Below are 10,522 nucleotides of genomic sequence, written 5' to 3' on the forward strand. Positions count from 1 at the left end.
AAGGCATTATGATATAACGCCTGCAACCAATGCAGCCAATGCGCAAGCTACTGTAACGCTTTATTTTACGCAGCAGGAGTTTGACAATTATAACGCTTATCCTGGCCACGGCCTCAGCTTGCCGACAGGCCCCTCCGATACGACGGGCAAAACAAACCTGCGTGTGTACCAATTTCATGGCTTTAGCGCAACCAGTTTACCTGGAACCTACTCAGGAAATGCAGTAGAAATAAATCCGGCTGATGGCAATATTATTTGGAATGCAGCCGCACAATACTGGGAAGTAAGTTTTGCGGTAGATGGTTTCAGTAGCTTCTTTCTAAGCAGTGTAAACGGAGCAATATTACCTGTAAAACTGTTGTCTTTTTCAGGAACTATACGTGATAAAAAGAGACCTTAAAATGGATTACAACAGCAGAAATAAATGCCAGCTATTACGTACTGCAGCGTAGCAGCACAGGTAATAATTTCAAGGCGGTCAAAAGAATAGCCGCATCGGGTAACAGCAATGATAAATTGAATTATCAATACACGGATCTATTGGGAAGCAACCCTGTATATTTCTACCGGCTTAAAATGGTTGATAAAGATGGTGTATTTTCTTTGAGTGATGTGGTGAAACTTAGCTCAGTTGATAACGCCCTGATTACTATATTTCCTAATCCTGCAAAAGCAGTTGTATTTGTAAATCTTCCTGTATTAACTACTGATTCAAAAATAAAAATCAGTGACATGGCGGGCCGTATATTGCAAACAATAGTTGTTAAAAAAGCAACATCCCAGATTAAACTCACTACAGGCAATTTGCCAGCCGGTATTTATAAATTCATCTATGATGATGAAGAAAGAGAAGTTAGCAAGATGATGGTGATTCGATAAAAGCAGCCTAACAAATCTGAACGATCTAAAAATAAAAGATGCACCACTTAATTGAGGTGCATCTTTTATTTTGACAATGTTACTTGAATCTTACTCAATTACCTTCTCCTCAATCTTCCCCGTAACCTTATTTTTTAAAATAACTTTCTTAGCCCCGTAGTGCGTCGTTTCTTCTTTAATTAAATAATGATCGGCATCGTATTCTACCAGGTGGCTTTCTTTGCTTAAACCTGTTTTACCACGCCAGATATCCAATTGTACTGGCTCCCATAATTTTGTTTTGGCAGATTTATAGGCGGCATCAATTACGGCATTTACCACATAGCCATCATAAAAAGTTTCTCTTGGTGCAGTGCCGTTTTCCATACAGTTAAACATCTCTGTAAACATGTGGTTGTATCCGAGGTCATTTATTTCATCACCCACCGGAAACAGCCAGCCGGCATTACTTTCAGATTTTTCAGCAACATAGTCCGTTGCTTTGCCGGTGGTAAACATTTCAAGCCCGGTGCGTAAAAAATTATTGATCCAGATGGTGCCTTCCGTACCCATTACTTCATCCCTTAAATCCATTCCACCGCGAAAAGTCCAGCTTACTTCAAACTGCGCCATCGCACCGTTTTCATATTTTATCAACCCGATAGAATGGTCTTCTGCATCAATCGGTTTTACCTGCGTATCTGCCCAGCACATTACTTCAACCGGTTTAATATCTTTACCAATAAACGACCGGGTAATTTCAATGCAATGGCATCCCAAATCTAAAATGCAACCACCGCCAGCCTGCTCAATATCCCAAAACCAATCACTGTGCGGACCTGGATGTGTTTCTCTGGATTTAGCCCATAAAATTCTGCCCAATGCACCGTACTTTACACTTTCATACGCCTTTAAAAATTTGGGAGTGTATACCAGATCTTCCAAGTAACCGTTGAAGATACCCGCTTCTTCTACTGCCAGTAACATTCGTTTTGCTTCGGCTGCATTACGGCCCAGCGGCTTTGTGGTGATGACGGCCTTTTTATGTTTGCAACAAAGCATCACGGCGGCTTCGTGCAAATTGTTAGGCAACGAAATACAGACTACATCCACATCTGCGCCTGCAATGGCTTCTTCCATATCGGTAGTAAAACGTTCGCAGGTATAATCCTCCGCAAATTTTTTAGCCGCTTCTTCCCGCCTGGAATATATTGTTACAATCTTGTCTTTACTTCTTTGTCCCTGTATGGAATCTGCATAAAATCTCCCGATAAAACCGGAGCCTAACATAGCAATCTTTTTCATATTCGCTTTTTATTTATTAATTTGAATGTGTGAGTTATGCGTGTATATTATTTCATTTTGAGTGTCTGTCTTATACCATCAGTACAGGTTCTGTTCGCAAAGCGGACTTCTTATTATCGTTAAAAAATAAAATAAACAATACCAGTACGCCACCAGCAATGCCGGCCGGTACCATCCATATACTTCTCCAGCTTACTATTTCATTAATGGTGTAATGATCTTTTACAAAGCCAGAGAGCAACGTGCCAATCCACATGCCAATGCCATAGGTTGCCATGGTGATCATCCCCTGTGCAGAGCTTTGAATTCTTTCTCCGGCTTTGCTATCGGTATAAATTTGTCCGGTAACAAAAAAGAAATCGAAACACACACCATGCAGCAATATGCCCGCAAACAACATCCATTCGGCGCTGCCTGCATTACCAAATCCAAAAAAAAGAAAGCGCAAACTCCATGCAATCATACCCACCGCAATCATCCATTTAACACCCAGTTCACGAAAGAAAAAAGGAATCAGCAAAATGAAAAACGCTTCAGAAAACTGGCCGAAAGTCATATTGCTGGTAACGTTTTGCATACCCGCTTCGGTGAGGTATAAATTGGTGAGGCTATAATAAAATGACAATGGAATACAGATTAAAACAGAGGCAATAAAAAATGTCACAAACGATTTGTCTTTAAATAACACAAATGCATCTGCACCCAAAATTTGTGAAAAGGTGGTGGAAGAACCCTTGGATCTTGGTGGCGTATCGGGTAAAAAGAAACTCAGTATACCCAGGCCCACAGAAACTACGGCAGCCATTTTGAAAGTAAATACAAGTTGATCAGTAGAGATTTTAAAAACCTTGTCCAACAGCCAGCCGGTAGCAATCCAGCCGATGGTGCCGAGCACCCGGATGGAAGGAAATTCTTTACCCGGATCTTTCATTTGACGAAAAGCCACCGAGTTGGATAACGCCAGTGTTGGTGCATACATCAGCGAATAAAATAACAATACCCAGTAAAAAGAATTGGCATTGTCAATAGTGGTAAGAAGATATAAAAGTGCTGCTCCTGCAAGATGCAGTACTCCCAATACTTTTTGAGCAGCAAAAAACTTATCCGCAATCATACCTACAAAAAACGGCGAGATAATGGTAGCAATTGCCATAGCACTATAGGCAGCCCCAATCTGCACGCCATCTGCATGCAATACTTTATCCAGGTAAGTACCCATGGTAACATACCACGATCCCCAGATAAAAAATTCTAGAAACATCATCGCCGAAAGTTGTACTCTTGTTGTTGATTTCATGGAGCTAATTTTGAATAAAAAAAAGGGGCCAGCCCCAAACCGTAAATTAAGTAATTGTATTTGTTTTCAGCAACCTTTTTTATGGGCGCTATAAAATAAACAGTCCATGCATGCTGCGTCAGTAGAAAATTCTCAGACTATTTTTAAACAATGAATTTTAAAAAGAATGCGTATTTTAACAGGCTAGATTTTCAAGCGGTTACTATACAAGAAAATTTTAAAACCATCTTGCAATATGAATAAATTATTGATTGCTTTACTTATTTTTCTTTCGTCAGCAAAACTGTTGGCGCAAGCACCAACCATTAAATACAGTGTGGATTCTGCATCCATTGAGCAGGCTGGTGTGCCAAAAGGAGAGGTGCTGAAATTTACTTTTGATCAGTCTAAAATATTTCCTGGTACTTCGCGGGAATGTTGGGTATATGTACCCGCTCAGTACCGTGCGGATAAACCTGCCTGTGTGTATGTAAACCAGGATGGCATTCAATGGAAGGCACCGGCCGTTTTTGATAACCTGATTTATCAAAAAGAAATGCCCGTTACCATCGGCGTATTTGTGATGCATGGCCGCATATTGGCTGCTGATGCTACTACCGCCAATGATCGTTACAACCGCAGTTTTGAATATGATGGTTTGGGTGATGCGTATGCCCGTTTTATTTTAGAAGAGATTTTACCTGCGGTTGAAAAGCAAAAAACAAGCGATGGGCGTGCAATATTTTTATCAAAGTATGGCAACGACCGTGCTATTGGCGGATCAAGCAGCGGAGCGGTTTGTGCCTTCACGGCTGCCTGGGAAAAGCCCGCTGAATTCTCCAGGGTATTTAGTGCCATTGGTACTTATGTTGGTTTGCGGGGAGCAGACCGTTATTCAACACTGATAAGAAAATATGAACCCAAACCAATTCGTATTTTTTTGCAGGATGGCAGCAATGATTTAAATATTTATGGCGGCGATTGGTGGAAGGCCAATGAAACAATGGAACGTGCACTGACTTTTAGTGGCTATGAAGTAACCCATGTTTGGGGAGAGGATGGTCACAACGGTAACCAGGGAACATCCATCTTTCCTGCTGCCATGCGATGGCTTTGGAAGGACTGGCCTAAACCGGTGGCAACCGGAGTATCAAAGAATAAATACCTGAGCGAATTATTAATTCCCGGACAGGACTGGGAACTGGCAGGGCAGGGGTATGGTTTTACAGAAGGTATTGCAGCCAATGCAAAAGGCGAGGTTTATTTTCAGGATATTCCCAATTCAAAAACGTATAAAGTTGGTATTGATGGGAAGGTAAACGCGTTGCAGCTGGATGCAAAAAGGGCCAGTGGTACTTGCTTTGGTGCAGATGGAAAACGGTATACAACCGCCGCGGCAACCAAACAAATTATAAGTTATGATATCAACGAAAAAGCAAAGATTGCTGTAGAAAATATTGATGGTAACGATCTGGTAGTTGCAAAAAATGGCAATATCTATGTTACAGTTCCCGATGGAAGTGAAAAACCCAGCAAGGTTTTTTTGATCCGCCCGAACGGAGAAAAACTTGTAGTAGATGAAGGAATAAAATATGCCAATGGCCTAGCGCTAACGCCCGATCAAACACAATTGTATGTTACTGAATCAGCCTCACAATGGGTATGGATTTATTCCATTAAAAATGATGGCACACTTACCTACAAACAACGGTATGGCTGGTTGCATTATCCCGATGAAGCAGTCAATGCATGGAGCGATGGATTAAAAGCAGATACTGCCGGACGGGTATATGTTACCTCCCGTTTGGGTATACAAATAATGGATCAGGTGGGGCGGGTAAATGCCATCATCCCAATACCCGGCGGACAGGCAAGCAATTGTTGTTTTGGCGGTCCCGACTTTAATATTTTATATGTTACCAGCCGGGATAAAGTGTACCGCAGAAAATTAAAAACCCGTGGGATAAATCCATTTGATGCACCTTATAAACCTATGCAGCCGGGCCTTTAACGCATGCAACGTTATAATTTTAAATCAACCTTTTTACCGGTTTTAACTGCTTCATAAATTGCATCTATAATTTTTAAATCTTTTAAAGCTTCTTCACCGTCTACAGGTACTACGGGTTGTTTACCTTCTAAAATAATACCCGCCATTTCATCCATCTGTACTGTTTGATGGGTAACATGCGGTTGTGTTAATTCGCCTTTACTGGTGCGGCCCTGGATAGGTCCGTAGCCTGTAGAAGGGTAGAGTTCGGCATACCCTTTTTCTCCATTCAGAAAAAAACGATCCAGGTTATTCATGCTGTAAGTAGAAAGACAGGAAGCCACAGCGCCGCCGGGAAAACCAAATTGAAACTGGATAGTTTCATCTACCCCTTCTTTAAATTTCTCGGGATTGTTTTTTGTTTCCTGCGCAGTAACCCAGATGGGATCTTCGCCAATCATGTAGCGTGCGCCATTGATGGCATAAATACCAATATCCATCATAGAACCGCCACCTGATAATTGTTTGTTTAAACGCCATTGCGTGGGATCGCCAATGGTAAATCCACAAAGGCCCTGGAAAAATAAAACTTTACCCAACTCACCGGCTTTGCGCATGCGTATTATTTCCAGTGTTTTTGGTTCAAAATGCATCCGGTAACCCACCAGTAATTTTACATGGGCCTTTTTGCATGCATCAATCATTTCTTGTCCGTCCTTAGCATTGATCGACATTGGTTTTTCAGAAATAACATGCTTGCCTGCTTTTGCAACCCGTATCACCTGATCTTTATGCAGGGCATTGGGTGTAATTACATACACTACATCAATATCCGGATTGTTTTTGAGCTGGTCAAAATTTTCATAGTTATAACAATTTTTTTCGGGAATATTATATTTGGCCTGCCAGTCTTTTATTTTTGAGGGCGTACCACTGATAACTCCAACGAGTTTGGCTTTTTTACAGTCTTTCATAGCTTCCGCAACCCGGGTGCCATAACTGCCCAGCCCCATGATGGCAACCCGCAATAATGGACCGTCATAAGGTACTATTATGTTGTTGCAACCTGCTGTAACAAGGGCTGGAGAAATTTGTAAGGCTATCAAAGAGCCAGTTAGTTTTTGGATAAAGTCGCGACGCGTGTGCATATATTTTTTGTTTGAAGTTTTAAGCGAATATGATTGTAACAGGATAAATTATTTATAAAAGTAAATATTGCTGACTAAACAATTGTGTACATTACACTAAAAGAGGATAAGTATTGCTGATAATAGTATTAGGCTTGATTACATTTTTTTATCTGACGGAAGCAGTTTAAAATAGGTTACTATAAACCGGTCATCCACAATTGTTCCCTGCGCTTCTGCCTTGCGTACCGCTTTGCAAAAACCATCTTTTGCATGTGCGTCGCCAAAAGAATCTATGTGAATACCATCTACAAAATAAGCCTTACCGTTAATGCGAACCGCCAGGTCGCAACTTTTTCCATGAAGGCCCAGTCTGCATTCGCCGCAGGCTGTTTCTACAATCAATATTTTTTTTGCAGGATCTGGAGTATCTGTTTTTGCTGATTTATTTTGCGCCATCAATGGCAAAATAATAAAGCTGCAAAGCAGCAGCAGAAAAATATGCTTCATAAAACTAAATTTAAATGACTTCGAATTTAATCAATTTTTTTAAAGTGTACTAAAACCATATTATATTTTGAGAAAGTAAAAAGAAAAAATAGTATCGGTTAATTTCCGTTTGCATAATTTACTACCCGGATAATGACGATCATTGATTGTTGATTTATGAAGTGGAGGAAACTAAAAAAAACAGAAGGTTACCGATATATTTAAAAAAATGCCGGAGTTATACCTCCCGGCAGTTTGTAAAATTTAATTTCACAGCAAGCTTATTTTATGTTGAAAAATCAATACACTTTTACATTTATTTTTTTCACTATGACTTTATCTGCAAACGTTATTTTTAAAAGATATTCTCCTTGCGGATAGGGACTAACATCTATACTTTCAACCTGATTCAGCGCAGCTATTTTTTTCTGGCTTAAAATTTTCCCGTCAATAGTTAAGAAACTTATGATGCCGGGTTTATTTATCATGGCGTGTGTAATATTAATATTGAGTACGCCGGATACAGGATTGGGATAAACTGATACAGGCGTATTTTTACTAAAATTTACTTTTTGTATACCACTGTATCTAATTGTTCCATCTGTACAAATAAGTTTTAAACGGTAATAATTATTGCCGGTTATTGGTGTAGTGTGCAGCCAGATGTAGTTTGTTTTACCATCTGTAACAGCGCTTCCCAGGTTATTGAATTGGGCAATACTTGTGCCATGTTGAATTTGGTATTGTTGTACATTGTTTACTTTGTTTACGGTCCAGTTAAGCAGTACGTTTTCATCCTGCGGAATGGCTGTAAATTTTTCGAGCAATACCGGTAGTACCAGGTTTTGTAATACAATGTGATCTTCCACTTCTCCTTTTCCAAACGCACCGGTGGCATCCGCAGCAGTTAAAGTAACATTCGCTATGCGCAGGCGTAAATAGGTAAATCCGGACACAGTGGAAAAAGGAGGGAGTGCCGAAAAATGTAATGTAACATATTGCTGTACTGCACTATTAGGCACATTTACAGTGGCGTATTCATTTGTATCAAAAATACCGTTGCCATCACTATCTATCCAGCCACAAAGCTGTACTGGTGTGCCGATATTATTAAACACAGACACTGTGGCGGCATAACTGGTAGCCCCGTGAGCGATGGTTGCTAAAGAAGCAACGCCATCCTCATCATCGGTAGAACCAGAATTTAAATGATCATCTCCGTCAGCCAAAACAGAGTTATTGGGACCCTCTTCCGCATCCACTTCATCACCAATACGCAGGTCAAAAAATGATACGGCTGAACTTGCCGGTGTAAGAGCATCATAACTTGCCGGAGCATCTCCAAAATCTGAAGTACTGGGGCTCATGGCAAAAATAAAATGGTTGTCTTTACCCAACGTAGCTAAGGGTATACTTTTATCAAAACCAGGTATACTGCTCATCCATTGTGTTGGAATGGTAGTTTGATCTGAGTGGATGGTGGTGCCAATATAAGTAAATCCATTGATGAAATTGTATTGAAAATGACCGGTTCCCTGCAGCTTTCCTGTGCTTCCAAGATAATCATTATGGTCTCCGCCAATAAAGGTGGAAAATTTTCGGGCAGCAAGCCCGTTTGCAAATACACTGTAAGTGATATCTAATTTTCCCGCAGCCGTATCTCCATGAATTCCCTGGTAAAAAGGGCTATAGGTGGACGCATTGTACACTGGGAAATTGATAGATTCGGAAGTGCCAAAAAGCAATACATCATGTGTACGAAGATCTATTACAAGGCCACCAACCAGGTCGATACCATCTCCGCCATTATAAGTGGTAATAAAGCCGGTGCCCGCACTCCCATTTAATGGTATCCGGGATAAAAACTGATCGGAACTGCCACTGTTTGTACCATGGCCTGGCTGGGCAGATCCTATTGTACCAGGCATGTCTGTTGAAGTTGTATTACCCGCTACATAAAAGTAATTATTGTCTGCGGCAACAAGCGCCGCATTTGATTGGTCGGTAATTTTTCCTTCATTTAAACTTCCGCCCAAATAAGAAAATACATCAAATGCGGTTGGTATGCCAACGGGGAGTACACCTACCAATAATTCGCTGCCTGCAATGGTATTATCCACTGCATTCACCAATGCGGGATAACCATTTCCCTTGGAGTTTACATGGACTGCAAATGCAAGTTTAGTTTTATCCGGCGTTGCGGCAATCGCAGTAAAAGATTCTACAGAAGAGCCTCCAACATAAGTACCCCATTCAGCAACAGGCGTAGTGCTTGCATCTTTGACGCGTAAAATTAATCCTTCAGCTTTGGAAAAGAGCGGATCTGGTGCAGTGGCTGGTATTAGTGAAGCTGGCAATGACGTTCCGGCAACACCACCAAGATAAAATACATTGTTGTCTATAATCGCCTGTGACTGATAGGTTATATCACCTGCATTGGCGGCAATCAGATTATTGAAGTATCTGGTAGTAAGATCGGCTGAAAAAATTTGTACTGTATCTGCCTGATATACCACTAAAATTCTGTTGTTGGGAAAGATGCCCATTGCTACCGGAATATTGGTTGTTTGACCGGTATAGGTCCAGGCTGTAATGGCTGTTCCTTTTGGGTTTAAGCGATATAAAATTACAGACTGTTCTGCATTAGAACTATTTAACCCATAGTTATAAGTGCTTAAAAAGCCCGGAGCTACACTACTCATATAGGCGCTGCTGATGGCTTCGTTGGTAAACCCACAGGCATATACTTCACTGGCTGTATTTACAGCAATGGTATACAGGTATTCATCAAATGTACTGGTATTGTTGTGCAGGTAGGTTGACCATAACATTACAGGATCTATCACCAGTGGAAGGCCTGGATTTATATTACCGGCAATGGCATACTGTAAAGTATTTTTATCTTTCAGCATAGCCATACCGGTTGAAAATTTTTTTTTATGACCATTGATCAGCTGATAAGTTTCTGGTATTGCAATTTCCATGTCATCCTGCCTCATATCAATTACGATATCTCCCTTCTTATTAATTATAAGGCTATCCTGACCTTTAAAATTCATTCGTATTTTTTTATACTCTTCTCCTCTTGCCACCAGCCAGTCAAATTCAAGAGCACCATTTTCGCCGGAGTATAAACGAAGGTCAATTCCCCGGTACACGTTTTTAAGTGTTACCTCATTAAATATCGGGGCATTAATTGTACCAGATTTGGTATTATATGAACCTGTTACATCTGCATCTTTACCAGGCAATACTGTCCAGTTTGGCATTGATCCCGGAAAGGTAATGTCAACTATTTGTTTACCAATTTTTTTTGAATTTGCAGTCTGTTCTGTAACTACTCTTAACTTGTTATTGAATATTCCCATTGAACCGAAAGAAGTACGGAAACCATACAAAACATCTGTGTTACCAAATTGCCCTTCATTTTTTTGAAACCAAATTGTATTGAGGCTGGCTTTAAGGGTTAATGCCGCC

The 10,522-nt window shown here is 40.6% G+C and carries 8 protein-coding genes; 3 read left to right on the forward strand and 5 right to left on the reverse strand.

Annotated elements, in window-relative coordinates:
- Both H7254_RS14295 and H7254_RS14300 read left to right on the forward strand, forming a co-directional pair.
- Window positions 1-400: hypothetical protein (locus H7254_RS14295; RefSeq protein ID WP_301933605.1), on the forward strand; the 400-nt coding region annotated here is incomplete at its 5' end.
- Window positions 401-576: 176 nt separating this feature from the next.
- Entirely contained in the window at window positions 577-879 is a 303-nt protein-coding gene (locus H7254_RS14300; RefSeq protein ID WP_301933606.1) for a T9SS type A sorting domain-containing protein, read from the forward strand.
- Between the two features lie 90 nt (window positions 880-969).
- Here the strand turns inward: H7254_RS14300 and H7254_RS14305 are convergent, their stop codons facing one another.
- Both H7254_RS14305 and H7254_RS14310 read right to left on the reverse strand, forming a co-directional pair.
- Window positions 970-2,163, reverse strand: a complete 1,194-nt coding sequence (locus H7254_RS14305; protein ID WP_301933607.1) for a Gfo/Idh/MocA family protein — start codon at window positions 2,161-2,163, stop codon at window positions 970-972.
- A 70-nt stretch (window positions 2,164-2,233) separates the two neighbouring features.
- A complete protein-coding gene (locus tag H7254_RS14310) occupies window positions 2,234-3,460 on the reverse strand; it encodes a nucleoside permease (RefSeq protein WP_301933608.1) in 1,227 nt (408 codons plus the stop codon).
- A 235-nt stretch (window positions 3,461-3,695) separates the two neighbouring features.
- Between H7254_RS14310 and H7254_RS14315 the strand changes: the two genes are divergently transcribed.
- Entirely contained in the window at window positions 3,696-5,450 is a 1,755-nt protein-coding gene (locus H7254_RS14315; protein WP_301933609.1) for an SMP-30/gluconolactonase/LRE family protein, read from the forward strand.
- 11 nt (window positions 5,451-5,461) lie between these two features.
- Here the strand turns inward: H7254_RS14315 and H7254_RS14320 are convergent, their stop codons facing one another.
- The 3 genes from H7254_RS14320 to H7254_RS14330 all read right to left on the reverse strand — a co-directional run.
- Window positions 5,462-6,577: a Gfo/Idh/MocA family protein gene (locus tag H7254_RS14320; RefSeq protein ID WP_301933610.1), complete on the reverse strand. Its 1,116-nt coding sequence runs from the start codon at window positions 6,575-6,577 to the stop codon at window positions 5,462-5,464.
- A gap of 138 nt (window positions 6,578-6,715) precedes the next feature.
- Window positions 6,716-7,066 carry a DUF6370 family protein gene (locus H7254_RS14325; protein ID WP_301922637.1) on the reverse strand — a complete coding sequence of 117 codons (351 nt, stop codon included), beginning with the start codon at window positions 7,064-7,066 and terminating at the stop codon, window positions 6,716-6,718.
- A gap of 278 nt (window positions 7,067-7,344) precedes the next feature.
- On the reverse strand, window positions 7,345-10,522 hold a 3,178-nt coding region (locus H7254_RS14330), incomplete at its 5' end, for a GEVED domain-containing protein (protein ID WP_301933611.1).

The sequence above is a fragment of the Ferruginibacter sp. genome, from assembly GCF_014377975.1.
GTDB lineage: Bacteria > Bacteroidota > Bacteroidia > Chitinophagales > Chitinophagaceae > Ferruginibacter.

Coding starts and splice junctions, on each gene's coding strand:
- H7254_RS14300 (WP_301933606.1), top strand. CDS start 577: ATGGTTGATAAAGATGGTGTATTTTCTTTGAGTGATGTGGTGAAACTT.
- H7254_RS14305 (WP_301933607.1), bottom strand. CDS start 2,163: ATGAAAAAGATTGCTATGTTAGGCTCCGGTTTTATCGGGAGATTTTAT.
- H7254_RS14310 (WP_301933608.1), bottom strand. CDS start 3,460: ATGAAATCAACAACAAGAGTACAACTTTCGGCGATGATGTTTCTAGAA.
- H7254_RS14315 (WP_301933609.1), top strand. CDS start 3,696: ATGAATAAATTATTGATTGCTTTACTTATTTTTCTTTCGTCAGCAAAA.
- H7254_RS14320 (WP_301933610.1), bottom strand. CDS start 6,577: ATGCACACGCGTCGCGACTTTATCCAAAAACTAACTGGCTCTTTGATA.
- H7254_RS14325 (WP_301922637.1), bottom strand. CDS start 7,066: ATGAAGCATATTTTTCTGCTGCTGCTTTGCAGCTTTATTATTTTGCCA.